Genomic DNA, 24,559 nt, shown 5'->3' on the forward strand with positions numbered 1-24,559 from the left:
GTCACAGCAGCCGCACGCGCGCACCGGCGCGGACCTGCTCAAGCAGGCGTTTCTTGATCTCGTCCACGAGCGCCTGCACGTCGGCCTCCGTCGCCACCTCTCGATTGCGGAGTTGCAGGTCGACCCGGGCAATGAGCGGCTTCTCGCCCTCGCTCAAGATCTCGTCGAGGAGGTCGTTCGCCTGGTCCTCGGCACGCCGAAGCTCGAGCACGAACGGGTCCTTCAGGGAGACGAGCGGTGGTGCGATTGCGTCGGAGGTAGTGTCGATCACCGCCAGCGCGAAGGGTCGGAGCACGCGGTGTGATTGCTCGCCTGTAAGGGTGCTGAAGCCGTCCCGCGTCTTTAGGTGGGCGCGGGCGGTCTCCGCCTGCTGCTCTTGCCACTGGAGCAGCCGCTGCCTCTCGGCGAGGTAGCAGTTGCGAATCTCGGCGAGGTCCTCATCAAGCGCACCGATGTCGCGCCAGGGCCGCTCGGCCTTGAGCTGAGCAGCGACGCGCTTCGCGGCTGCCTCGACCTTGGTGGACTCGACGCCGAGGTCTTTAAGCTGGGTCGCCTGATATGCGAGCACACCATGGGCGGCTGCGACGGCCCGGATGGCATCGGCCGCCAGCTCCGCGTCGTAGAGCTGCAGGAGCTGGACGCCGTCTTGCAGCGTGTCGAGGTGCTTCTTGACCAGCTTCACGGTCGGCTTGGTCTGCCGGCAGGTGCGGATGCATTGCTCGAGCGCCTCGCCGAGCTTGCCAAACACCGCGGGCCCCTCAGGCGATCCTGGGAGCTGGTTGAGCCGGCCCTGTACGCTGCGGAGCTTCTGCGCGAGCTGCGGGAAGTGCTGGGCGACCGCGTCGGCGATGGCGTGGTCTTCGCGATCCATGCGGTGCCTGAGGCGTTCTTCGAAGAACTTGCAGATGCGCGCACGCGCCTGGAAGCCGATGTCGTCTTCGCCGGCCGGGAAGATCGTTGCGCGTCGGAAGGAGCGGTCCTTGTCGAAGAGGTCGCGCACTCCCGCGTCACGAATGGCGGTGATTTCATTGCCGGCATCGGGCTGCAGACGCACCTTGCTGGCGCGGAGCAGGCCCGCGACACAGGCCTTCACGACGTTCGCCGTGTAGCCGTAAGGTGGACCGCCGAAGTGGGCAAGGAGTGTCGTCCCGCCGAGACCCCCCTCGGATTCGATGTGCTCCTGGATGCGGCGTGCCACGACGCCGCTGCACGAGGGGACGTAGCGTCCGGAGTCGAGCTCGAGGATGCCAAGGTCGCCTGTGAGGAACTTAGGTGATGGGCCCGAGAGCTCGGCCTCGACGAGCTGAAGCAGTTCGGAGGGCTGGACCTGCGTGGCTATGAAGTGCGGGAACAGGTCTGGCAGCACCCGGTTGGCCATCGCGTGGAGCGCTACGGCGAACGACGCGCCTTGCTCCTGGGGCGAGATGCTCCGACCTCGAAAGTACATCTTTCCGGCCATCCACGCCGCCGCGATGGCGTCCCGCGCGAGCTTCTCGAGGTCCTCCGCACGGTTCTCCTCCTGCTGGAGCAGGATCTTGCGGGCGGGATTCAAGGACTCGCGGCGCGGCTTGTACTTCTTCACCATGGCTCGCGAGCGGTAGAGCTCGCGCGTGTGGTGGTCCACGTTGTCGCTGTCGCCGCACAGCCAGACGAGGCGGTCGTGAAGGGCGCTCTCGCCGCTCTTCTTCACCCAAGTGCTCTCAGTGCGCTCGTCGTGGGCTAGGAAGCGGAAGTCGACACGGGCGGCAGCGTCGTCGCGTGGGTCGACGAGGTTGACGTCGTCCGCGCGGCGGCCGTCGGAGAACTGTCCCGCCCAAGGGAATGGCCGTCCTTGAAGCCGCGGGCGCTCCGGAGCGGCGAGGAGAAAGGTGAGCCTGTCCTGCACGATCTCGCTGATGGCTTCGCGCGGGACGCCGATGTCGCGGCGCTCACGCTCCCACTCTTCGCCGGCTGAGGACTGGACCTTGTAGCCGTGCTTTTCCGAGTACCCGAGGAGGTTCCTGCGGCGCAGCTCCTCGAGCGCCTCGGTCACGGCAGCCAGATGGTTGCCGCGGTCGACTCGGTCGTAGAGACACTGCGCCACGAGTTTCGCATCGGTGGCCTGGGTGTCCTGAATGAGCTCGAGCAGTGCCACCGCCTTGGCCGCGCGCACCATGAGCCCGTCCGCATCATCGCTGCACTGGCTCAGCACGCGGGCCATCGACGCTTGCACGTCGGAATCGAGCGCAGTGTGCTGAACTTCGTAGATCCGGTCGAGGGTCACGAGCGCGCCCACCGGCTGTTCGGCGAGCTTCTGGTCGCGGAACAGCTCACCGAGAAGCTGGAGCAGGCCGCGGATGGCCTGGTCATCGCCCTGGGCTCGGGCGGAGCGTGTGCGCAGTGCGCTAGTGATTTGCAGGATCAGGTCGATCTGCCCGGGGAGCATCGGGTAGACCTCGACGAACTCCTCGGGGGTCACCGACTCACAACCGTAGGCATACAGCTTGAGGTCGGGCCGGTGGCTCTCGAAGAGCGCGCGCAGCTGTCCCTCGGCGGCGGGTCGCTTCTGGAGGAGTCGCTTGTGGACGACATCCCGGATGTTCGTGACCCCCAGATGGACGCGGAGCTTTGGAGGGAAGCGGTCTTTCGCCCACACCAGGAAGGAGTCGTCCGCCTCCTCGTCGAGCTTCTGCTGCCCGAGCGCCAGCAGCCAGGCTTTGCCGCGGAGCGTCGAGCCGATGGCGGTCGCGAAGGCGCGCAGTCGGTCCACGCGGTCTTTGTTGGATAGTACGTATTGGGAGACTTCGTCGACAACGAGGAACAGCGTCGCGCGCGGGCGGCGGAACTGAAGCATGTCGCGAATGGCCGCGACGGCCTCCTCGGGCGACTCGGCGCGCGCATGGGTGCCGCCGCGGCTGGTGAACCAGCTCATAGGGTCGGTGTACCGGTTGGGATACATCACGCTCATGACGAGCGAGAAGTCCTCCTCGGCCAGCGCCTTGTCCTTAACGCCGGCCCATGGCGTGCCGAGCGTCTCCTGGGCCGTCTTCTCGAAGCGAGCCCACTCGCCGTCGCGCTCAAGGCGCAGCTCGAAGTCCGCCACGAGGGGCTCGGCGCTGCAGTAGCCGAGCCGGCGCTGGACCTGCCGAACGGTCGCGGCGTGGATGTGCTCGTTGTCGCGCGCGATGCCTCCGATGTCGAACACGACAGCCAGCGGATCGATCTTCTGGCGAAGAACACGCCATGCCTCGCGGAGCTCGGCCGACTTCGGCGACGTGTCCCGCTGAAGCCACGCCTCCGCGAGCGAGCCTCCGTCCGGCAATGCGACGCCATCGAGGGAGAGCCCGAGTAGCTTGGCGAAGCTCGACTTACCGGAGCCGTAGAAACCTGAGATCCAGGCGTTGGGGAGTTCGGGCCCACCTGCCTTGTCGAGCTCCGCGGCGATGTTCGTGAGCAGCCGGACGTACTGCTCGTGGATGCCGCTCGGCACACGACGATGGTTCGGGTGGTACTCGGGCCAGCCGCCGGTGATGATGTACTCGGAAACCTCGGCGGCGAGCTTGTCCGCGCCCTGCTCGTGGAAATACACGACCGGCGGGATATCCCGCGTGACGTCAGAGAGAAAGAGGTCGCGAATCAGCATGTCGTCCCTCATGGATAGATCCGAGGCCGGTAGTCGTTGTCCGGATTGAGAATGCCCATAAACGAGAGCCCCGTCGGACCTCGTCGTTCGCCCGGATAGAGCAGGACAACCGGCACATTTCGCGTCCTGCCGTCGAGGTGACGAAGAAGGGCTGATGATCGAATGAAGGGATACAGCGCCCCAGCGCGCCCGATGAGGGCCACCGTCCGGTCAATGGTGTCCTGGTGCTTGTCGGCGTACTCGCAGATCAGGCGGCTGCAGTCCGCCGCGATCCCGTCCGGCCCTTCGATGAGGGGCGAGAGCTTCGACTTCAGGTAGTTCAACCCGCGCTCCGGTTCGATGCCGGCCATGCGCTCTTCCATCTGCACGACGCGGTCGACCCACTCCAAGCCCTGCGCTCTGACACGCTCGAGAAGGAGCGTTTGGAGGCTGATCGAGATGACCATCCAGCCGTTCGCAACGATGTCTGTAGTCAAGCGCTGCACTTCGGCACGGAGCTTGAACTCATCGGGCGGGTCGTACTGCATGATCGCGAAGCGGTAGTTGCGCATTGTGCTGATGCGCGGGCCGTCCTCGTGGATGAGATCTCGGCGCAGCGCGGCGAACGCCTCTTGTAGGGAAGTCTGTTGGAACAGGGGAAGGCTCACAGTGCGGCTCCAGCCAGGCGGGACTCGTCACTGCGTAGGTTGACGTCGGCCCACATCCGCAGGTCGCGATGCCTCCAGCCGAAGTCGATGAGGTCGCCCTGCCGCATGAAAGCGAGCCCAGGGAGCCCGCGCAAGCGCTCCTCAAGGATGGAGCCCTCCAGGCCGACCGAACTCGTGTACGGGTTGTCGAGGAGACTTCCCTCAAACTCCGTCTCACGCAGCAAGTACATGAGGTATTCGAGCGCTTCATCGGGCACGCGCGGCAGACCAATGGGGCGAGGGTCGCGGTTCGTGGTGACCAAACCAGCCGAGTACGCCGCGGAGAGCAGCTTGCTGGCGAACTGGATGCGCATCGACATCGTCCAGCGGCCGGGCCTTTGCTGTCCGACCCAGGCGACGACGAGATCGCGAGTCACCTCGGGCCGGTGCCCAGAGCGACGCTCCACCAGATAGGCGCCCGTGAAGCGCCGATAGAGAGGGTCGGTGAGTTGCAGGTGCCAGTGGCAGATGGCTCTGCGTGTTTCCGGCGACATGTGTTGCCAGCTGTGGAGGGCGGCGAGCGCAGACGGAAACACACCGAATCGGGCACGCATGTTAGTGAGAAGCACCTCGACGCGCGCCAGACTCCGAGCGCCAAACCAGTACTCGTCGAAGGCCCGCTGGGCATTCACGTTGGTAGTCTCGTCGGCGTGAGTCCAGAAGGCGCGCGAGTCATCGAGCTCGAGGGCACACTTCGAGAGGCGCGTGTGCACCTCCGTCGCCTCTCGTTGGCGGCCCGTCATGATGCTCTCATGTAGTGGGGAAGCGGGTAGGTATCGGCCGCTGGGGCAAGCCCGGCGACGAGCTTCCGCACGCGTAGATCCAGAGCGATCGGAGGGCTCCCCTTAAGTCGCCGTCCGATCGGTGAAGCCGCCGCATCAGCCTCACCATGTCCCATGACCCAGTCCCAGAACTGATCCCGGCACCAGCCGTCACTGACAATCGTCAGGCCCGGTAGCGCCTCGTCCGGCGCGCGGCCCGAGCGCTTCAGATCCTGGAAGCGCTCGTCGATTCGCTCGTCCAGCTCGAAGCCCAGACTGAAGAGTGAGACGACTCGGTCTGGGTCGTGGTCCTGGCGCCGTAACTCCGCGTCCTTCCTGCAGGCAGCCTCTCTCGCCCCCTGAAGCACGGCCCAGCGCCACGTGCCGGGCAACAGCCGGCGGAACAGATCCTCGCCGCCGTACTCAGAAACCAGGTCGGAGCGCCACCAACCAAGCCGGCGTTCTTCCCCGGTCTCGCCGGCCCACGCCACCACGAGCTGCGAGGTAAGCGCCGTGTCAATGTCCGACATCGGATGTGGTGTTCGTTCGCTCCGGATCGGGACATCCTCGACATCGAACATGCTCATGGCGCGACCTTCTCGTTGTCCGACTCGGCCGCTCCACCAGCCTCGATCCAGGCGTCGACCTGCGAGAGCTTGAACTTCCACAACCGGCCCACCCGGTGCGCGGGGAGGGACTTTGACTCGATCCAGCGGTAGACCGTGTCCTTGGCGATGCCAAGGTGCTTCGCGACCTCTTCCACCGATACCCAGGGCTCATGCTCGTGCATTGTCCGGCTCCCACAGGTCGTAAGACGCGGCTCCCGCTCGCGCCCTCGTCGGACGCGGCAAGAAGGTATCACGATCATCAGGGAGCGTTGAAGCTCGGCCCAGATCGACGAGACTCTGCCAGACTCGGTCAGAACATCTTGGCCTCTCCGGACGTCGGCCAGGAATATCGCGGTCGCGACGGCTTCTCGCTGGCAGAAGAGCACCAGTCATCGCGATGCACACCCGGGGGGCCCAGTGCAGCAGCAGCTTGCGTGTGTGCGGCGTGACACCGTTCCAGTTGTTCGCCGGCCACCGCTCGACAGCACGCCGAATGTCGTTGATCAGCGAGTTCGTTTCCCGCCGTTCCCCGGTGATATCGAAGTCGAACACCTGCTGGACCCCGCCCCTGCGGCCCTTCTTGCTGACCGACACGGGGATGAAGGACTCGCTCGGGCGGCGCCCGGGCAGGAGCTTCCCGGTCTGGCCGTACTCGCCGACCTCGAAGTACTGCGCGGGTGGGCAGTAGAGCGAATTGATGATCAGGTTGCTTAGAACCGCGACGGAGGGGCTGGTCATATCAACCTTCGGTCGGGTGTTTCAGGCCGGCAGACGAGTCGGGCAGCGGTCAACGAGCCGGAACGCGGCGACGGGACAGGTGTGCCAGCACGGCTTGGTTCGCCTCCCAGCCGTCGGGGAACTTCACCGGCACATTGATATGGACCGGCTCGGTCGAAGGGTGAGCGTCGAGTAGCTCGGGAATCCCGGCACGAGCCACCACGACGCAGGCCTGGCGGTGCCGGGACGTCAGCACGCAGAGCCGCCCCGACTCCAGATGGAACGCGGTCGCATCGCGCCGCCCCGACAGCGGATGCAGCACGATCGTCACGTCGTACTCCCGACCCTGGAGCCGGTTGGCGGTATCGACGGTAATGGCCGCTCCGGCCTCGCCAAGCTGCGCGCGGATAGCCGCCACCTGGTCCCGGTGCGCGGCTCCGATAGCGATCCGCTCCGCGGTAACCGGCGCTCCCCCCGGTTCGCGCTCCGAGGCCGCGACCGCTCCCCGCTCCAACACCCGCCGCGCCAGGGCCGCACATGCCGCAGCCGCCTCCGCGTCAGTCCTTAGCGTGTGCCGGGCCGGCAGCTCATAGAGCGCCCACCCAGTCGCCGCCGCCGTCTCCACGGCCGCATCGACCGGCCCATGCCCGAACCCAGCCGTAGTGAACGACAGTGACCTCTCACCAGCGGTTGTGCCAGCCTGGAACCCGGTGAAGGGGTAGAACGCTTGGGCCACCACCGGTGCTGCCGAGGGAGGCAGTCGCCACGACACTGGCAGCCGGTGCACCGGCAGGTCGGGGTTGTGCCGCAGCAGCGCCGCCACCGCGGACTGCATCGGGTCCCAGGTCAGCCCGGTCCACCGCTCGGTGTCGACGATGGAGAACGGGTCGAGCTGACCGGGATCACCGACGAACAGGGCCTGCTCGAACCGGCCGGCCACGCGCAGCAGCGCGTCCGACCGCATCTGGTACGCCTCGTCGACGATCGCCCACGGCCAGCAGCCCTCGGACACCATGGCCCACTTCGCTGCCGTACCGATGATGACGGACGGACCACCGAGGTCCGCGACCTTGGCGGCGACCCGGACCGTGGCGTACTGCTTGATCCGCTCAGTCGCGGCGTAGTCGGTCGCGGAGAGCCGCCCGATGTGCAGCTCCGGCGCCTTCTGCGCCAGCCGGTCGATCAGATCGTCGACCTGCTCGTTGGTCTGCGCGATCACGATCAGCGGCTCGCCGGAGCGGGCCAGTTCGGCAGCGGCACGGACGACGAGGGTCGACTTGCCGGCCCCGGGAGGCGAGTCGACCACGACGCCGCGGTGCAGGCCGGAACGCAGGTCGGCCAGCACCTCGGTGATGACGCGCTCGGCCTGAACCGCCGGCGGGTCCACCGGCGCGTCGGGCAGGAGCAGGGTGGTCATGGTGCTCACCGCCGTGCCGCGGTGTCGAAGTCGAACTGCCGCAGTCGGTGCCGGGCGATGTCGAGCTCGTGGGGCGTGAAGAGCGACTCGTACTCGTCCTTGACCACCAGGGCCTCCACCGTGAGGTCGAGTCGCCCCCGCTCCCACAGCGCCGCGAACCCGTCGGACACCACCGGGCTGCCGAGCAGCTTCTTGGCGGTGGCGAGCCCACCGTGCTCCGCGACCATGCCAAGGAAGTAGGTGGCGTTGTAGCCAGCCTCGCGCCGCGCCGCCTCGTACACCCCGCGCATCGCCCGCTCGAAGTCCGCGACCGTCCCCTGACCGCCACCGGCCTGGGCCGGCAAAACCGGCGCATCCTCCGAACCGTTGGTCGTCTCGACGTCGGCGTCCAGCTCCTCGACGAGCGGCTCAGCGTCGGCGAGACCCGCCGCCTGCTCGTTGCGCCGGGCGACATAACCGCGCAGGGCGTCAACCGAGGTGAAGACCTCGTAGCCGAGCTCCTCCATCCGAGCCAGCTCCGGGTTGGCGTCCAGCTCCAGCACGACCGGGTTACCCAGCCCCGGCTGCAGGCCGTCCGGCCAGTACGCCTCCGCGACGCCCAGCAGACGACCGGTGGCGGGGTCGGCGATCTCACTGTCGAGGGCTGGCTCGGCGCAGCCCGCGGCGGTCAGCTCCTCGATGAGGGCCTTCACCTGCCCCGCGCGGACGTCGTCGACCTCCTCGGCGACCACGACCACCGGCCGCAGCGGCTCGGCGGCCTGCTTCGTGCCGTTCCGGAGGCCGGCGAGGAAGCCGTTAGCGGCGTTGGCCAGCAGCTCTCGGCGGGCGGCCAGGAAGTCCAGGTAGCAATCGGGACGCCAGAGCTGCGGATCGGTCGGGATCCACTGGGATTCGAGCGCGCCCGGGTGCTTCTGCTCGGTCTCGGCGAAGTAGTCCTCCGGCGGCCGCTTGCCGATCGCCAGGTTGGTCTGCTGGGTCAGGAACGAGAAATTGGCAACGGCGTTGACCTCGGACCGACCGTAGCCGTGCTTGTAGAGCAGCGCCTTGGGGAAGATGTGGTGCACCTGCAGCGAGGTGAGGTGGCCCAGCATCTCGCTCTTGAGTTCCAGGCCCGAGCCGAAGTCACGGGCGCCGAGCACCCGGGTGAGCAGGTAGAGCAGGGGGTAGAAGCGGGAGCCGCGGCCGAAGCCCTCGAAGTCCTGGCCGTCAATCACCAGGTTGCCGCCGCGCCAGCGGGTCAGGCTGGTGATCAGGCCGTCGATGCCGCTGCGGGCGACCGTGTCGTAGTCCTGGGTCAGGATCGTCTCAGTGGAGCCGGCGAAGCGTCCCCACAGGGCGGCGTGGATGTACCAGAAGAGCATCCGGTCGCGCTGGGTGGCGTCGGTGAACGTGCCGCCGTTGAGGTGCAGGAAGCGGGAGACCACCGGGAAGGCGTAGCGGCCCATCAGCACCCGGTCGTGGTCCAGGCCGAGCCGGCCGGAGATCACATCGAGGAAGCCGCTGATGTAGCGCTCGCTGGAGGTGAGCGCCTGTGCGAAGTCGCCCGAGCCGACTCCCTCCAGGGACTCGAACTGCGCCCGGCCCGTCGCTACCGCGTTGACGTTGCGCAGCAGCCAGTCAAGGTTGAACTGGAATCCGGCGGTCGACCAGGTGCCAAGGTGCTTGCGCATCGTCGAGCGGGCCTCGGGCCAGTCGGCGCAGATCTTCGCCAGTGCCAGGTCACCCTTGGAGAGCTTGGTGCCGCCCGAGTTGACCCGGTTGAAGATGTCGACGACGACCTCGACACCCTTGTCCGCGCCGGTGATCTTCTCCTGGTGGAACTCGCGCTCGAGGATGTTGCGCAGCCGGATGAGCCGCCCCATGTACGTCGCGAAGTGCGGCATGGTGTCCGGGTGCGCCGTCAGGTTGCCGATCTGCGGTTCGATGCCGTCGATGAAAAGCTCGGTGACGTCGACCCAGGTGGGGTCGTCCCTCATCTTCGCCGGCGCGTAGAACTCGAAGGTCTCCTCCTCGACGTTGAACCGCAGGCCGGTGAAGGCGGCCGGGTCACCCTCGAAGAACGCCGGCGGCTTGCCACGGACCACCCCGTAGAGGGAGGTGATCCGCTGCTGCCCGTCGAGGAGCAGCTGCTTCACGCCACCGCCGACGTGGTCGCTGCCCCGGACCGAGCCGTGGTCGGCTTCCGTCTCCCACACCAGCAGCCCGCCGACGGGGAAGCCGAGGTAGAGCGAGCGCATTAGGCCGCGTACCTGATCCCGGTTCCATACGTAGCCGCGCTGAAACTCGGGCAGCAGCACGGTGCCGGAATCAATCTGGTCGAGGATCGTGCCCAACTTGCTCATGTCAGCTCCCCCACGGATCTGAACGTTTGGTCATCGAGTGCTGGTGTGGCGGGCGGGAGTAGATCACGACCACTCCTCGCGGGCGTCCTCGGCGGTCGGTGCGCTGTCCTCGTACGGCGCCGGCGGGCCGCCGTGAGTCCACGGCGTCTCCTCCCGAGACGGGAAGGCTCCCGGCGGCATGAAGGAGTCACTGAGCGTGGTGTAGCAGATCCTCTTCCCCACCTCCGGCACAGTGCCGGGGGCCGGGGTGAGCGAGCGCCCCATCCCGCCGGTCAGCTCCAACACGACCCCGGTCGTCCCGTCGTCGCGCTGAGCCACCGACATCACCCGCGCTTTCTGCCCGTTGGGTTGCTCGGGCGAGAACAGCGTCGTGCCCGGTGTGACCAGCACCGGGTCGCCGGTGGTCACCGCGATCCACGGCCGCAGCGCGCGCCGCTTCCCGCTGTCGTCAATCCGCGTCGGGTGGGCGGCGGTCACCTCCCCAACGAACGCCTCACCGGTGAGCCGGTAGTCGGCCATCACCATCGGGTCGTCGTAGGCCCGCTGTACGTCGTACGAGGTCAGCGCCCGCTCCATGCGGTGCAGCTTCCGGGCCGCGACGACAGCTCCGTCACGGCGCGGCTGCGGGAACCCGCCCTCGTCGAGGTACGCGGTGAAGTTGGTGAAGGCGTCCCGGTCTTCCGCCCAGCGTTTGGGCACGTGCGCTCCGGCAGGCAGGTCCTGCAGCAGCGAGATGGCCTGCCACATCTGTCGCCAGGTCGGCTCGAGCTGCGAGCGCAGGATGTCCTCCAGCTCGTCGCGGCGCCGGGCCACCTGCGAGTCGGTGGCCACCGCCCGGTCGTAAGCGGCCATGGCCGGGGCCAGCACCTCGTTGTCGAAGGTCGGGTCGGTGGCCGGACCGGCCGGCGGCCAGGTCACCGGATCCTCGGCCGCGGCGGCCGCTTCGGCGCCGGTCATGCCCGGCGGGGGCGCAATCCAGGCCAGAAACGCGGCCAGCTGAGCGTCCTCGAGCGGGCTCTGCCCGGTGGCCCAGTGCATCGACAGCGCCTGCGTCATCGCCACCAGCGCCGACGAGCCCGGGTGCTCGGCGCGCTCGAAGAAATACGTGAGCCACCGCCCGAGCAGCGGGACCGACGGGTCGACCGGGTAGTCACCGTCGGTGCGGCGGAACCGGGTGGATCGGCCGAAGAGCCGGGTGAAGCCGACGCCGCCGGGGTTCGGCACGAGCAGCTGCGGCGCGTCGGCGTACCGGTGGCGTACGTCCTTGCCCTTGTTCGTCCGCACCTCTTCTATATCGCTGCGGAAGCTATCGATGTAACAGACGAGGATGTTCGCCAGCTCGGCGGCGAAGGCGAAGCGCTGGTCGCGGTTCCGGGGCTGCGGCACGATCAGCAGCGTCGCGTCGTCCGGGTCATCGCCCACCATCGCCGCGAGCGGCGCGTTGGCCTCGCCGGCCATGGTGAGCGGGATGAAGACGAGGGGCCGCTCGGCGAGGTGCACGTGGCGGACGGTGGTGATGCGCTGGGCGACGCCTTCGACGACGGCCTCGGCCCTTGCCAGGGTCGTCAGGGTGCTCATCCGGCTACCCCGCTCATCAGCTCAGCCCGCAACCGCGCGGCGGCGCGTAGCAGCTCGGCGGCTTCCTGCTGATCGTCGGCCGGGGCGAGCTGGTTGCGCGCGATGGCGAGTGCCGTTTCCACCCGCTCGATGCCGCCCATCTCGTCCCGCGCGGATTTGCCCAGCGCCGCCGTGCAGCCTCGGGCCTCGTGCCGGCAGAAGTACGCGAGCTCGCAGCTGGCCAGGCACTCCGGCGAGTACCGGGCCTCAACGGCTTCGAGGGCGGCGACCAGCGCGGCCGGCGAGCGGGTGGGCACCCCGTTGTCGTCGGGCGCGAAGTCGAAGCTGAGGGTGGCCGGCAGGTCAGCGAGCAGCGCGTCGATCCGGGTCATTCGGGACAGCTGCCGACGCAGCACGGCGAGCTGCTTGCGGACGTCGATCCGGACCGCCATCGGCTGGTTGGAGAAGTCGCGGGGGCAGACCAGCACGACGTCGTGCGAGACGATCTCCGGGTCGAACCCGGCCTCGCCGAGCAGCTCGCGCATGGCCAGCACGTAGACGGCCGCCTGGATCGCCGCGGACGCCACCTTGCCCGAGTCGGCCTGCCCGTCGATGACCGCGAACGACTTGATCTCCACGACGTGGAACTGCCCGTCGTGCTGAAAAGCGATCAGGTCCGGCTCCAGGTAAGCCTGCTGACCGGCGACCTCGAGCCGCAGCAGCGGGTGGTCGAAGAGCGTGCCGGCCCCCTCGGCCTGGGCGGCGGCCCGGGTGAGCAGGGCACGCGAGCGGGCGTACCGGAGATCCTGGCTCTCGCGGCCGGCGACCGACTCCAGGTCGTCGTACGAGACCTCGGGGATCTCGAGGTCGAGCCGCTCCCGCAGCAGCCGCAGCAGCTCGGCGCAGCCGTTGGCCTTCACCTGCGCCTCGAAGGCGTTGCCGCGGGTGATCGCGAACCGCGACTGGCCGAAGCGGGCCGGGTAGTCGACGTAGGCGGCCAGCCGCTGCTTGTCGACGCCGGCGCAGTCGAGCACTGCCCGGCGGGCGCAGCCCGGGTTGGTGGTCAGGGCGGCGATGGTCCGGGCGTTGTGCCGGCTGGCGGCGCCCCCACCGCGAATCGCGGCCAGGCGCTGGCCAACGTTGGTCATGCCGTCCCCCTGAGTACGCGCAGCTTGCTACCGAAGAGCTGCTCGGCCTCGTCCATCTGCCGGCGGGCACGCTCGGCCGCCGCTTCCCGCTGCGACTGGTCGGCCGCCACGTGCACGTCGAGTTCGGCCTGGGCGGCCTTGATGACGGTCGCTGCGTCTACCGCCCCGTGTGGTTCGGCTGCTCCCGGGATGGTGGTGCCGAACCGCCAGAGCAGCCGGGTAACGCCCGAATCTTCCTCAGGCATCCTGCTCGCCCGTTCCGCGACCTTGATGGCGGCTGTCAGAAAGTCGACACGTAGGCTCAGCGGCCCGATGATGCGCCGCTCGAGTGGCCAGGTGGAGATGGCGAGCAGGCCCCGAGCCGGGGCCAGGTGCTCGGCGGTGAGCGCGGAGCAGAGGTAGTACGGCCGGGAGTGCCGGGCCGTCCGGAAGGATCGCTCCTCGTCCCGACGCAGGTGGGTGAGCTTGCTCGCCGCGATCCCGGTGGCACTCGCGCCGTAGAACGCGGCGTGGACCTCGGCGATCAGCTTCGGCGCGGCCGGCACCGACAGCAGGGTGAGCGCGTGGTGGACCTGTTCGCGTATCGGCACCAGCGGCGCTTCCAGCTTCGCCGGCTCGGTGTTGACCTCGACCTCGTCGGCGAGCTCAGTCAGGGCCTGCTCCCATTTCCGTTCGGCGGTGCGCAGCTCAGCCCGCATCGCCTTGGCTCGGGCGGGGTCGCGGGCAATCACCGCCCGACGGACTGCTGCTCGCAGGTCTTCGATCCGGCGCTCGAGGTTCTCTATGGACTCGGCCACGGAAGGCATGGTACAAGTTCCAGTGTTTTCCAGCAATCCCCCGCGAGCGGGTTGTTTGTTGACGCAACAATACTTAGCGTCGTGCCTGGAAGGGAGACCCGTATGGCCCCGGACCAGTCCCTACTCGACCAGGTTTTTGACCGGTTGGCCGAGGACAACGTCGTCGACGACGTCGTGGATCTTGTGCTCGCCGCATACGTCGGGGACGACCAGCTCGCCGCCGTCCTCGCCGGAGAGCCAGTCGATCTGCCAGAGCGAGACCCCTCCACTCGGCCGCGTCCACAGCCGCTCTACCTGGAGTCCATCACCGTCGCGGGTTTCCGGGGCGTCGGTCCACAGCAGAGTCTCCGGTTGCAGCCGCACGCGGGCCTTACCCTCGTCGTCGGTCGAAACGGCTCCGGCAAGTCGAGCTATGCGGAGGCCATCGAGCTCGCCCTCACCGGTGACAGCGCGCGCTGGGCCGACCGCAACAGCGTTTTCAAAGACGGCTGGCGCAACCTGCACTGCGGCTCGCCCTGCGAGATCGAGGTCGTGCTCCGGGCCGAAGGAGCCGCGAAACCCATTCGAGTACGCCGTTCCTGGCGCGATGATTACACCGAGGCGCATCAAGGGGTCGGCCACGTCCTGGCAGATGACGGGAACCGCTACGCGGACACCGCGGAACTGGGGTGGCAGCAGCCCCTCGAGGCCTACCGTCCGTTCCTCACCGCGAGCGACCTCGCTCGGCTCGTCACCTCCACGCCCAGCGGGCTCTTCGACGCCATGGCCCCGATCCTCGGCATGGACCCGATCGTCGAGGCCGACAAACGGCTGATGCGAATGCGCAAGGATCTGAGTGACCAGGTCTCGGCCGTCAAGACGGCGCGCGAGGCGCTGCGTACCGCGCTCGTCGGCGTCGACGACCAGCGAGCGCAGGCGGCGGTCGCGCTCCTCGCGAAGCGGGCTCCCGACCTCGAAGCACTCGACCAGCTGCTCGCCGACGCCGGTAGCGACACCAACGACCCGGTCGCCGTCGCGGCCCGCCGCCTAGTCGCCGTCGCGCTGCCAGACGCGGCATACGCCACCGAGGTGGCCGATGAACTCACCGCAGCGGCGGCGCACGTCGCCGACCTTTCCGCCACCCGCGCCGGCACGGCCGAGCAGGCAGCACAGCTGCTCCGGATGGCGGTCACATTTCACGACGAACACGGCGACCGCCCGTGCCCCGTCTGCGGCACCGGCACCCTGAACGCCGCCTGGCGCACTCGCGCCGGCGACACGATCCATCAGATCCAGCGCGAAACCGTCGCTGTCGAGGAGGGGCACCGGCGGCTCCAGGAGGCGCAGGCCCGCGCCGCGCGCCTGCTCGACCTGGACCGGCGAATCAGTACCGACGACCTCGAGGCGTTGGCCAGCGCGCTCGACCAGCCCGATGTGGTGAAGCGGTTCCGCGCGAAAGCGGACGACCTGCGCTCCGCCGCAGCCCAGCTCTCCCCCGACCAGCTCGCCGCGCACCTCCGCGCCAGCTATCCGCCGCTGCTCGAGGCGTTCACCGAACTGCAGGACGAGACGAGCGCCTGGCTGCGGCAGCGCCACGACGCCTGGCGCGAGCATGCCGTCTCTCTGCAGGACTGGCTGAACCGGGCACGGATCGGCGTGCAGAACGACGCGAAGCTCAAGCGAGTCACCGCCGCCCGAGACTGGCTGAAGACCGCCATCGCCACGCTGCGAGACCAGCGGTTCGAACCCTTCGCCCAACGCTCGCAGGAAATCTGGGACGAGCTCCGCCAGGAGAGCAACGTCGAGCTAAGCGGGATGCGGCTCGACGGCACCAACACCCGCCGCAAAATCTCCTTCCCCGCCCGGGTCGACGGCACCACCACCTCCGCGATGGCCGTCATGAGCCAGGGCGAGCTCCAAGCCCTCGGCCTCTCGGTGTTCCTGCCCCGCGCCTGCGCCGACGACAGCCCGTTCCGGTTCCTCATCATCGACGACCCGGTCCAGAGCATGGACCCGTCGAAGGTCGACGGCCTGGCCCAGGTGCTCGCCAGCCTGGCCCAGACCCGGCAGGTCGTGGTCTTCACCCACGACAACCGGCTGCCCGAGGCGGTACGCCGGCTGCGCATCGAGGCCACCATCTGGGCGGTCACCCGACGCGACGAGTCGGTGGTGGAGATCCGCAAGAACAGCGACCCGATCGAGCGGTACCTCAACGACGCCACCTCGATCCTCAAGGCCGAGGAGCTGGCCGACAACGCCCGCTACCCCCTGGTGTCCGGCTTCTGCCGCTCGGCCCTGGAGGCGGCATGCCACGAGCGGATCCGGCGCGAGCGCATCGCCCGCGGCGAGCGCCACGGCGAGGTCGAAGAGCTCATCGAGAAGGCGCTGACGCTCAACCAGGTGACCGCACTGGCTCTCCTCGGCGACATGCACCAGGGCGGCAAGGTGCTCGGCAGAATCAACCAGTTCGGCAGGTGGGCCGGTGACGCGTTCCAGGCCTGCAAGCAGGGCGTACATGGACCGGGCACGTTCGATCTTGAGGTGCTGGTCCGGGATGCGCGTCGACTCGCGGAGAACCTCCGATGACCGCCGGCCCGCTGGTGACGATGCCGCAGAGTTGCCTGGACGCCGCAGATCAACTGCTGTCCAGCGTCGTACGAGGTACCCGCGGCGCCTGGCCGCGCGCCTGCGCCTGGCTGCTCCGGCTCGCCCTCGAGGCCGCCATGGACGACTACTGGCGGCGCTGCCACCCCGAGGTGTTGCCGATGCGCGCCCGCTCGCCGCAATTCCTGATCCTCGACCGCTACGCTGGCCGGCGCATCGCCGCACGGGCCGGATATACCTGGTCGGCGCTGTCCCGCGCCGGCCACCACCACTGCTACGAGCTCGGTCTCACGGCAGGGGAACTGCGCCGGCTGCGGGCGATGGTGGCGACAATCATCAGCGACCTCGCTGCCGAGCAGGTCGTGCGGCGACGGGGGGTCGATGAGGATGCTTGACGTGGAGCGCCTGCGCCGTGTGGCAGCGGCTGCGGACCGCTGGGCCAAGTCGCTGATCGACACCTCCGGCAACAACAGGCTGCTGTACTACCGGGATCTCAAGGCAGGGACCCTCGCCCTGGCCGCGGCCGACCCGACGGCGGTCATGCAGCTGCTCTCCGGCAAGCCGCAGACCCTCGGCCAGCTCTTTTCGTCTCAGGAATCGCGTGCGGACGCGCAGCGCCGCCTTCGGAATATCCGGGCCAAGATGCGGGAGCTGTCCGAGGAGCGCGGCCTCGACGCCGGCTACGTCGTCACCGGCATGGCCACCTGGCGTGAGCCGGACCGCACGCCCCGCGCACCGGTGATCATGCATCCGCTGCAGATCGACGCGACGAGCGCTACCGAGACCGACTTCCGGCTACGGGTCGAGGCCTCGCCCATCGTCAACCCGGTGCTGCTGTTCAAGCTGGCCCGCGACTATGGCGTAACCATCACCGAGGACGAGTTGCTGGCCGAGCTACCCGAGGCCGGCTTCGCGCCGGGCGCGCTGCTCAGCCGACTCAATCGGGCGGCATCGCGGGTACCGGAGTTCGTGGCTGCCTCGACGCAGGTCGTCGGCACCTTTCTCTACGAGAAGCTGCCGATGGTGCAGGACATCGAGAAGAACGGCGACCTACTGGCCGCCAGCGACGTCATCGCCGCGCTTGCTGGCGACGTCGCGGCCGGCACTTCGTTGGCCTCGCCGGTCTCGGTCACTGCCTCAACACCAGACACCGTCCCGCTCAGCGACGAATTCCTAGTGTTGGATGCCGACTCGTCGCAGAGTTACGCGATCAACGCGGTCGTCGCCGGCCAGCATCTCGTCATCAAGGGCCCGCCGGGCACCGGCAAGAGCCAGACGATCGCGAACATCATCGCCGCACTCGCCGCGCGCGGACGCACCACGCTCTTCGTCGCCGAGAAGCGGGCCGCCATTGACGCGGTGCTCAACCGCCTCACGTCCGTCGACCTGGACGACCTTGTCATCAACCTGCACGGCGGCGGAACCAGCCGACGCGAGCTTGCCCAGGCGCTGGGCAGCCGGTTGCAACGCATCGCGCAGGAGCGGCAGCCGCAGCTGCACGACCTCGGCCGGCAATTGCTCGCCCGGCGGGAGCAGCTCGTCGCCCACGACAACATGCTGCACCGGCGGCACGCGCCGTGGGACATGTCGGCGTACGAAATCCAGGAGCGGCTGATCATGCTCGGGGCCGGCGCCCGCACGGCGTTCCGTTGGCGGGCGCCGATGATCCAACGGCTGGACCCGGCCATGGCCGAGCAGCTCTGGCGGGCCGTGGGCGAGCTGGCGCGTCTTGGCGCCTTCGACGGCTCTATGCCGTCCAGCCCGTGGCAGGCCGCGACCGTCGAGGCGACGGCGGCAGTGCCGGAGGTCATGGCGGCGGCTGGGCAAGCGGCGTACGAGATCCTTCCCGAAGCTCAGCAGCTGCTACGCACGCTGACTGGTGAGTGCGGGTTGCGACCCCCGCAGACTCGGACGGCCTGGCGGGACCTGCTCGCCCTCGTCCATGACGTAACTGGGTCGCTGGACCGCTTCGCACCGGCGGTGTTCGCCGGTGATCTCGACCGCTGGATCGCCGCTACCGCCGACCGGCGCGGCCGGAAGTCGGCCACGGTGTCGCTCGGTTGGCTGGACCGGCGGGCGGCGTTGAAGGAGGTCCGCGCCCTGTGGGTCGGCCCAGACAAGCCCGCCCGGAAGGATCTGCACGCCGGGCTGCTCGCCGTGGCCGACCAACGGGACCGCTGGCAGCGGTGCTGCCAGAACGGCAGCCAGCCGCGCAGGGCCGAGTGCCTACCGGCGGCGCTTGCCAACGCGGATCACCTGGATCGGTCGCTGGCTGTGCTGGAAGCGGTTCTGCCCGCCACATTCACCGATGCTCCGGAACGGCTTCAGCAACAGCTTTCCGCCCTGGCCAGTGACCAGTTGGGGTTGCAGCGGGTGGCCCGGCACAACGAGCTGCGGACGGCACTGCTGGGGTGGAACCTGCACGCGCTGCTGGCCGAGCTGGCGGAGCGCCGGGCCGGTGCCGCCGAGGCCGAGCAGTTGCTGGAGTACGCCTGGCTGCACTCGATCCTCGATCACATCGCGCTCACCGATGCCCGCTACGCGGGGCTGAACGCCGAGCTACTGACGGCGGCGGTGACCGACTTTCAGCGGGCCGATCACCAGCACATCGAAGCGACTCCCGGTCGAATCCGCCGCGCCGCGGCGGCTCACCTGGTCGCCACGCTCGATGCCAACCCGGAGCAACAACAACTCGTCCGTAAGGAGGCCGTGAAGAAGGCCCGGCATTTGCCCGTACGGGAGCTGTTCCGGGCGGCGCCGGAGGTGCTGCTGGCCGTCAAGCCCTGCTGGGCGATGAGCCCGCTACTGGTGAGCCAGGTGCTACCGGCGCAGCGCCTCTTCGACGTCGTCATCTTTGACGAGGCGAGCCAGGTCGAGCCGGTCGACGGCATCACTTCGATCATGCGCGGCCGGCAGGTCGTGGTCGCCGGCGACGAGCACCAGCTGCCGCCGACCCGGTTCTTCGACAGCGGCGATGATGACTCCGCCGCTGACGAAGACGGCGAGAGCGCGCTGACCGACGACGTGGAGTCGCTGCTTCAGGCCTTCGCCACCGCGCTCCCGCTGTCGCAGAACAAGCACCTCGCCTGGCACTACCGCAGCCGGGACGAGCGACTGATTGCCTTCTCCAACCTGCACATCTACGCGCCGAACGGCAACGAGCTGGTCACCTTCCCGGGCGCCGCCACGGAGGGCTGCCTGACCCACGTCCTGGTCGACAACAACCCGGTCGGCTACGGCGCGGGCGACCGGGTGAGCGCCGAGGTGGACCGGGTGGTTGAGCTGATCCTGGAGCACTCGGAGAAGCGCCCGGACGAGTCGCTGGGCGTCATCACCATGGGCATCAAGCACGCCGAGCGGATCGAGGCTGCCCTTCGTCGTGCACTGATCGACCGGGGCGGCTTCGACGAGTTCTTCCAGGAGGGGAGCGAGGAGTCTTTCTTCGTCAAGAGCATTGAACGGGTGCAGGGTGACGAGCGGGACGCGATCATCCTGTCCGTTGGCTACGGCAAGGGCCCGGACGGCCGGATGCTCTACCGATTCGGGCCGATCAACAACAACGGTGGCCACCGGCGCCTCAACGTGGCGGTCACCCGGGCACGGCAGCGCGCCACGGTGGTCAGCTCGTTCAGCGCTCGCGACCTTGACCCGAACAAGCTCAACGCCCTTGGCGCCAAGCTGCTGCGCAGCTACCTGGAGTACGCCGAGAGCCAGGGCGAGCGGCTCTCCACCGTCGGCACCGCGCCCACGCTCAATCCCTTCGAAGCGGACGTGCGGGACTGGCTGACGGCAGCCGGAATTCCACTCGTCGCCCAGTACGGCGCCAGTGGCTACCGGATCGACTTCGCTGCCCAGCACCCCGATCGGCCCGGCGAGATGGTGTTGGCTATCGAGGCGGACGGGGCGACCTACCACTCGTCGCCGACTGCCCGCGACCGCGACCGGCTGCGACAGGAACACCTCGAACGGCTCGGCTGGCGCTTCCACCGCATCTGGTCCACCGCCTGGTTCCGAGACCGGGACCAGGAGGTCACGCGAGTGAGGGCCGCCTATGACGCAGCCGTCGCCGAGGCGAGCCGGCCGGCGGCGGTAAAGCGGCCGGTCGTGAAGCCGCGGTCGGAGAGCGTCCCTCGGTCGTCCACCGAACCAGTTCGCAGCATGCCGAAGCCCCTGCTCTATCCGGGTGCCCCCATCACCGAGTACAGCCGACGTCAACTCGCCACCTTGGTGGCGTGGATCAACAGCGACGGCTGCCTGCGTACCGAGGAGCAGATCATCACAGAGGCGATGCAGGAGCTGGGCTTCCGCCGGCGGGGCCAGCGCATCAATGCTGCCATCCGGCTCGCAATTCAGGATGCTCGGCCAACTGGGACGGCTCGGTAGCGCTGAGGAGCGACGCGGAGATGTGGTGAGGGGGACCTGGTCGACCTGCCTGCGCTTGGAGCGGCTTCCGCGACAGCCGCTGACGCCTCACCCAGAATGACTATGCCGCATCCGCGTTCGGCGCGAACCTGACATCCAGCTTCATATCAAGTGCTCGGGCGAGTCGTTCGAGAACGGGCAGCGTTGGCACCGTGCCGCCCGCTTCGAAGCGAGCAACGGCCGACTGCGTCATGCAGGCGGCCTGGGCGAGCTGAGTCTGGCTCCAGCCATTGCCCTCACGCAGCTCGCGCACCGTCTGACCCAGCTCAAAGGCAATCCGGGCAGCCTCGTAGGCCTCGACAGCGCCCGGCTCCGTCATTCGCCGCTCGCGCAGGTCGTTCCAATCAGTGCGATCACTCATCGCTCTGCCCCCTCATTCACGGTGTGCCGTTCAACCACGCAACGCTCGAGCGCCCTGCGCGCCCGCTCGACCTCTCGGTCCTCCCGCATCCGGGTCTTGCGGAACACGGTGAGCAGGATGATCCTCCAGTCGGAGGCTATCCAGTAGGTCACACGTACCGCGTCGCGCTCCAGGTAGAACCGCAGCTCCCGCAGCTTGCCATCGAGTTGCTTGGTGTGCGGTTCGCCTAGCAACACCCCTCGACTGGCAAGGAGATCGATGTAGAAGGCGGCTCTCGCGAAGTAGGCGCTCGGCAACCCCTCCAGCCATTCTCGAACTTCTGGTTCCAGCTCAACGCTACCCCAGGTCATAGCATCAATGCTATGACTTTGGGGTCTCGTCGGAGCGATCCATCACCCCGCGTGTCGTCTGGTTTCGGGGCAGCGTGGCACGGTGCGAACTGGTTAGCTCTCCGGCGTGACGGATCTTGAGCGGGGCATCTACGAGCACCTCATCACTCAGCAGCTCGCCGAGCGTCTCCAGCACGTCGACCCCGCCTTGATTCAGCACGAAAAGCTCAATCCGGCCGACGCTCACGACGTCCTCGCCCGGCACATCTCCACCCTGACCCGCCGGGCGCTGCTCGCCGTCCCCAGCGGCGACGACAAGCTCGCCCGCCAAGTCGAGGTGGCTAACCGAATCGCCGAAAGTATCGCCCTGATCGAGCCCCGCGCAGTCGGCGCCGATGACCAGGTCACCGACGCCAAGCACCTGCTCCACGCCATCGCCGCCCCGCCGACGTCGCCCGCCACCGCCACGTTCCCGGCCCGCCCCACCACCCCGCTCGCCACCGGCGCACTGTTGGTCAACGGCCGCCACCAGCCGCGGATCGGGCACGAGATCACCCACGAGATGGCCTCCGCCGACGAGGTGGACCTGCTCTGCGCGTTCATCAAATGGCACGGCCTACGCATCGTCGAGCCGGCCATCCGGGAGCTGGTCGGGCGCGGCGGCCGGCTGCGGGTGATCACCACGACGTATATGGGCGCGACTGATCAGCGGGCTGTGGACCGGCTCGCCGAGTTGGGCGCCGAGGTCAAGGTTTCCTACGAGACGAGGACCACCCGGTTGCACGCAAAGGCGTGGTTGTTCCGCCGGGGCAACGGCACCACCACCGCATACGTCGGTTCGTCGAACCTGTCGAAGACCGCGCTGGTCGACGGCGTGGAGTGGAACGTCCGCGTGTCCAACCTGGAGCAGCCGCCCGTCATCGACACCTTCTCCGCGACGTTCGAGGACTACTGGAACGACCCGGCGTTCGAGGCGTACGACCCGGCGAAGGACGGCGAGCGGCTGGGCCACGCACTGCGTGGGGAGCGCCCCGACGAGGCGCCGACCGAGATCGCGAACCTGGACGTCCGCCCATACGGCTATCAGCGGGAGATCCTGGCCGACCTGGACGCCGAGCGGGTGGTGCACGGCCGATGGCGGAACCTCGTGGTGATGGCGACCGGCACCGGCAAGACAGTGGTCGCCGCCCTGGATTACCGCCGGCTGCACCGTGCCGGCACGGTCGACTCACTGCTCTTCGTCGCTCACCAGGAGCAGATCCTGCGGCAGAGCCGCTCGACCTTCCGGCAGGTGATGGGGAACGGCAGCTTCGGCGAGACCCTGGTCGGCGGCGCCAAGCCGAACGAGTGGAAGCACGTCTTCGCCTCGATCCAGTCGCTGCACCGGCAGGAGATCGACCCAGACCGGTTCGACATGGTGATCGTCGACGAGTTCCATCATGCCGAAGCGCCGACGTACGCGCGGCTGCTGGAGCGGCTGAAGCCGCGCGTACTCCTGGGGCTGACGGCGACTCCCGACCGGGCCGACGGCGGCGACGTGCGGCGGTGGTTCGACGGCCACGCCGCCGTGGAGCTGCACCTGTGGGAGGCGCTGGAGCGGCAACTGTTGGCGCCGTTCCAGTATTTCGGGGTGCACGACGACGTGGACCTGTCGCACCTGCGGTGGAAGCGCGGGCAGGGGTACGACCCGGCGGAGTTGGACGGCCTGTACACCGGCAACCACGCGCGGGCGCGGATGGTGCTGCGGGCGGTACGGGACACCGTCGACGCCGACCGGATGAGGGCGCTCGGATTCTGCGTGAGCATTGGGCACGCCGAGTTCATGGCGGACTGGTTCACCAAGCACGGCGTACCGTCGGCGGCGGTGACCTCGCGGGCGGACCGCGCAGCGCGGGACGGGCTGCTGCGGGACTTCAAGGCCGGCAAGCTGCGCGTGCTATTCACGGTCGACCTGTTCAACGAGGGTATCGACCTGCCGATGGTCGACACGATCCTGATGCTGCGGCCCACCGAGAGCGCGACGATCTTCCTGCAGCAGCTCGGCCGTGGCCTGCGCTTGGACGACGACAAGCCGTGCCTGACGGTGCTGGACTTCATCGGCGGGCAGAATGCGAACTTCCGCTTCGACCTGCGCTGGCGGGCGCTGACCGGGGTGAGCCGGCGGGCCGTGGAGGCGGCCGTGCGGGATGACTTCCCGTCGCTGCCGAGTGGCTGCCACGTCGGGCTGGACCGTGTGGCGAAGGAGGTCGTGCTTGCCAACCTGCGCTCAGCGCTGCCGACGTCGAAGAACGGCCTGGTCGGCGAGCTGCGGCAGCTCGGCGACGGCAGCCTGGCGGAGTTCCTGGGGGAAACCGGCCTGGAGATCGAGGACGTCTACCGGTCGGCGAGCATCGGGGGCTGGGTCGGGCTGCGGCGCCTCGCGGGCATCGAGACCTCGACCGCCGGGCCGGACGACCGCGAGCTCGGCCGGGCCATCGGGCGGATGCTGCACATCGACGACGTGAACCGGCTGGACCTGCTGGCCCGGGTTGCAGCCGGTGAGCACCCGGGCGGCGGACGACTGCTGGACATGTTGCACTTCAGCCTCTGGGGGCCGTCGGTGTCGCTGACCGAGCGCGACGCCCGGCTGAAGCGGCTCTGGGCGGAGCCGGCGCGCTGCGCGGAGCTGCACCAGGTCGCCGAGGTGCTGCAAGACCGAATCCACCGGGTGACGGTGGCGCCGCCGTCGGGCCGCGTGCCGCTGCGGGTGCACGCCCGCTACAGCCGCAACGAGGCCTGCGCGGCCTTCGGGATGGCGAACCCGGGGTCACTGCGCGAGGGCGTGAAGTGGCTGCCCGACGAGAAGGCCGACCTCTTCTTCGTCACCCTGGTCAAGTCCGAGGCGCACTACTCCCCCACCACGATGTACGCCGACCGGGCCATCACCGACAGCCTGTTCCAGTGGGAGTCGCAGAGCACCACGTCGTCGGCCTCAATGACGGGGCAGCGCTACATCCACCACGCCGAGCGCGGGTCGACCGTGCACCTGTTCATCCGCGAGACCAAGGTCGCCGACCGCGACCTGGGCGCGCCGCCGTACCTGTACGCCGGGCCGATGACGTACCAGGAGCACAGCGGCGACCGGCCGATGCGGGTCACCTGGCGGCTGAACCATCCGCTCCCCGCCGACATGTACGCCGCCGCTCGGGCGATCGCCGCCTGATGTCGAA

The 24,559-nt window shown here is 68.6% G+C and carries 17 protein-coding genes; 4 read left to right on the top strand and 13 right to left on the bottom strand.

Features of this window, described 5'->3' with window-relative positions; all coding sequences use genetic code 11:
• Window position 1: 1 nt before the first annotated feature.
• From brxC to NCC78_RS00625, 11 genes are all read right to left on the bottom strand, one after another.
• Complete coding sequence (brxC, locus tag NCC78_RS00575) at window positions 2–3,634, bottom strand: BREX system P-loop protein BrxC (RefSeq protein WP_250791051.1); 3,633 nt, start codon at window positions 3,632–3,634, stop codon at window positions 2–4.
• The gene (locus tag NCC78_RS00580) at window positions 3,631–4,269 is read right to left on the bottom strand and encodes a DUF1788 domain-containing protein (RefSeq protein ID WP_250791053.1); all 639 of its coding nucleotides are present in this window, start codon (window positions 4,267–4,269) and stop codon (window positions 3,631–3,633) included. The genes brxC and NCC78_RS00580 overlap by 4 nt, the downstream gene beginning before the upstream one ends.
• Complete coding sequence (locus tag NCC78_RS00585; RefSeq protein ID WP_250791055.1) at window positions 4,266–5,021, bottom strand: hypothetical protein; 756 nt, start codon at window positions 5,019–5,021, stop codon at window positions 4,266–4,268. The genes NCC78_RS00580 and NCC78_RS00585 overlap by 4 nt, the downstream gene beginning before the upstream one ends.
• Window positions 5,022–5,047: 26 nt before the next feature.
• Window positions 5,048–5,656: a BREX-6 system BrxE protein gene (gene brxE / locus NCC78_RS00590; protein ID WP_250791057.1), complete on the bottom strand. Its 609-nt coding sequence runs from the start codon at window positions 5,654–5,656 to the stop codon at window positions 5,048–5,050.
• Window positions 5,653–5,859: a helix-turn-helix domain-containing protein gene (locus tag NCC78_RS00595; protein ID WP_250791059.1), complete on the bottom strand. Its 207-nt coding sequence runs from the start codon at window positions 5,857–5,859 to the stop codon at window positions 5,653–5,655. The genes brxE and NCC78_RS00595 overlap by 4 nt, the downstream gene beginning before the upstream one ends.
• Window positions 5,846–6,415, bottom strand: coding sequence for a hypothetical protein (locus tag NCC78_RS00600; protein WP_250791061.1), 570 nt, complete (start codon window positions 6,413–6,415; stop codon window positions 5,846–5,848). Before NCC78_RS00600 ends, NCC78_RS00595 begins: the two co-directional genes overlap by 14 nt.
• Before the next feature lie 49 nt (window positions 6,416–6,464).
• A complete protein-coding gene (locus NCC78_RS00605; protein ID WP_250791063.1) occupies window positions 6,465–7,811 on the bottom strand; it encodes an AAA domain-containing protein in 1,347 nt (448 codons plus the stop codon).
• A gap of 5 nt (window positions 7,812–7,816) precedes the next feature.
• Window positions 7,817–10,153, bottom strand: a complete 2,337-nt coding sequence (locus tag NCC78_RS00610; RefSeq protein ID WP_250791065.1) for a GmrSD restriction endonuclease domain-containing protein — start codon at window positions 10,151–10,153, stop codon at window positions 7,817–7,819.
• Window positions 10,154–10,216: 63 nt separating this feature from the next.
• On the bottom strand, window positions 10,217–11,731 hold the full coding sequence (locus NCC78_RS00615; protein ID WP_250791068.1) for a hypothetical protein: 1,515 nt from the start codon (window positions 11,729–11,731) through the stop codon (window positions 10,217–10,219).
• Window positions 11,728–12,858, bottom strand: coding sequence for a hypothetical protein (locus NCC78_RS00620; protein ID WP_250791069.1), 1,131 nt, complete (start codon window positions 12,856–12,858; stop codon window positions 11,728–11,730). The genes NCC78_RS00615 and NCC78_RS00620 overlap by 4 nt, the downstream gene beginning before the upstream one ends.
• Window positions 12,855–13,448, bottom strand: a complete 594-nt coding sequence (locus NCC78_RS00625) for a hypothetical protein (protein ID WP_250791070.1) — start codon at window positions 13,446–13,448, stop codon at window positions 12,855–12,857. Before NCC78_RS00625 ends, NCC78_RS00620 begins: the two co-directional genes overlap by 4 nt.
• On the opposite strand from NCC78_RS00625, the gene NCC78_RS00630 reads away from it, so the two are divergent.
• From NCC78_RS00630 to NCC78_RS00640, 3 genes are read left to right on the top strand one after another with little or no spacing between them, the layout of a single operon-like run.
• The gene (locus NCC78_RS00630; protein ID WP_250791071.1) at window positions 13,422–16,220 is read left to right on the top strand and encodes an AAA family ATPase; all 2,799 of its coding nucleotides are present in this window, start codon (window positions 13,422–13,424) and stop codon (window positions 16,218–16,220) included. The two genes, NCC78_RS00625 and NCC78_RS00630, sit on opposite strands and share 27 nt — an antisense overlap.
• Complete coding sequence (locus NCC78_RS00635; protein ID WP_250791072.1) at window positions 16,217–16,633, top strand: hypothetical protein; 417 nt, start codon at window positions 16,217–16,219, stop codon at window positions 16,631–16,633. The genes NCC78_RS00630 and NCC78_RS00635 overlap by 4 nt, the downstream gene beginning before the upstream one ends.
• Window positions 16,620–20,621: a PDDEXK-like endonuclease domain-containing protein gene (locus NCC78_RS00640; protein WP_250791073.1), complete on the top strand. Its 4,002-nt coding sequence runs from the start codon at window positions 16,620–16,622 to the stop codon at window positions 20,619–20,621. The genes NCC78_RS00635 and NCC78_RS00640 overlap by 14 nt, the downstream gene beginning before the upstream one ends.
• Before the next feature lie 100 nt (window positions 20,622–20,721).
• On the opposite strand, the gene NCC78_RS00645 is transcribed toward NCC78_RS00640, so the two are convergent.
• A complete protein-coding gene (locus tag NCC78_RS00645; protein ID WP_250791074.1) occupies window positions 20,722–21,021 on the bottom strand; it encodes a helix-turn-helix domain-containing protein in 300 nt (99 codons plus the stop codon).
• Window positions 21,018–21,371 (bottom strand): type II toxin-antitoxin system RelE/ParE family toxin, encoded by a 354-nt coding sequence (locus tag NCC78_RS00650; protein WP_250791075.1) that lies wholly within the window; start codon window positions 21,369–21,371, stop codon window positions 21,018–21,020. The genes NCC78_RS00645 and NCC78_RS00650 overlap by 4 nt, the downstream gene beginning before the upstream one ends.
• Before the next feature lie 106 nt (window positions 21,372–21,477).
• Here NCC78_RS00650 and NCC78_RS00655 point away from each other — a divergent pair, with 106 nt between their 5' ends.
• On the top strand, window positions 21,478–24,552 hold the full coding sequence (locus NCC78_RS00655) for a DEAD/DEAH box helicase (protein WP_250791076.1): 3,075 nt from the start codon (window positions 21,478–21,480) through the stop codon (window positions 24,550–24,552).
• The last annotated feature ends 7 nt before the right edge of the window (window positions 24,553–24,559 follow it).

The organism is Micromonospora phytophila (assembly GCF_023656545.1).
Taxonomy (GTDB): domain Bacteria; phylum Actinomycetota; class Actinomycetes; order Mycobacteriales; family Micromonosporaceae; genus Micromonospora; species Micromonospora phytophila.

Coding starts and splice junctions, on each gene's coding strand:
- brxC (WP_250791051.1), bottom strand. CDS start 3,634: ATGAGGGACGACATGCTGATTCGCGACCTCTTTCTCTCTGACGTCACG.
- brxE (WP_250791057.1), bottom strand. CDS start 5,656: ATGAGCATGTTCGATGTCGAGGATGTCCCGATCCGGAGCGAACGAACA.
- NCC78_RS00595 (WP_250791059.1), bottom strand. CDS start 5,859: ATGCACGAGCATGAGCCCTGGGTATCGGTGGAAGAGGTCGCGAAGCAC.
- NCC78_RS00600 (WP_250791061.1), bottom strand. CDS start 6,415: ATGACCAGCCCCTCCGTCGCGGTTCTAAGCAACCTGATCATCAATTCG.
- NCC78_RS00605 (WP_250791063.1), bottom strand. CDS start 7,811: ATGACCACCCTGCTCCTGCCCGACGCGCCGGTGGACCCGCCGGCGGTT.
- NCC78_RS00610 (WP_250791065.1), bottom strand. CDS start 10,153: ATGAGCAAGTTGGGCACGATCCTCGACCAGATTGATTCCGGCACCGTG.
- NCC78_RS00615 (WP_250791068.1), bottom strand. CDS start 11,731: ATGAGCACCCTGACGACCCTGGCAAGGGCCGAGGCCGTCGTCGAAGGC.
- NCC78_RS00620 (WP_250791069.1), bottom strand. CDS start 12,858: ATGACCAACGTTGGCCAGCGCCTGGCCGCGATTCGCGGTGGGGGCGCC.
- NCC78_RS00635 (WP_250791072.1), top strand. CDS start 16,217: ATGACCGCCGGCCCGCTGGTGACGATGCCGCAGAGTTGCCTGGACGCC.
- NCC78_RS00640 (WP_250791073.1), top strand. CDS start 16,620: ATGAGGATGCTTGACGTGGAGCGCCTGCGCCGTGTGGCAGCGGCTGCG.
- NCC78_RS00645 (WP_250791074.1), bottom strand. CDS start 21,021: ATGAGTGATCGCACTGATTGGAACGACCTGCGCGAGCGGCGAATGACG.
- NCC78_RS00650 (WP_250791075.1), bottom strand. CDS start 21,371: ATGACCTGGGGTAGCGTTGAGCTGGAACCAGAAGTTCGAGAATGGCTG.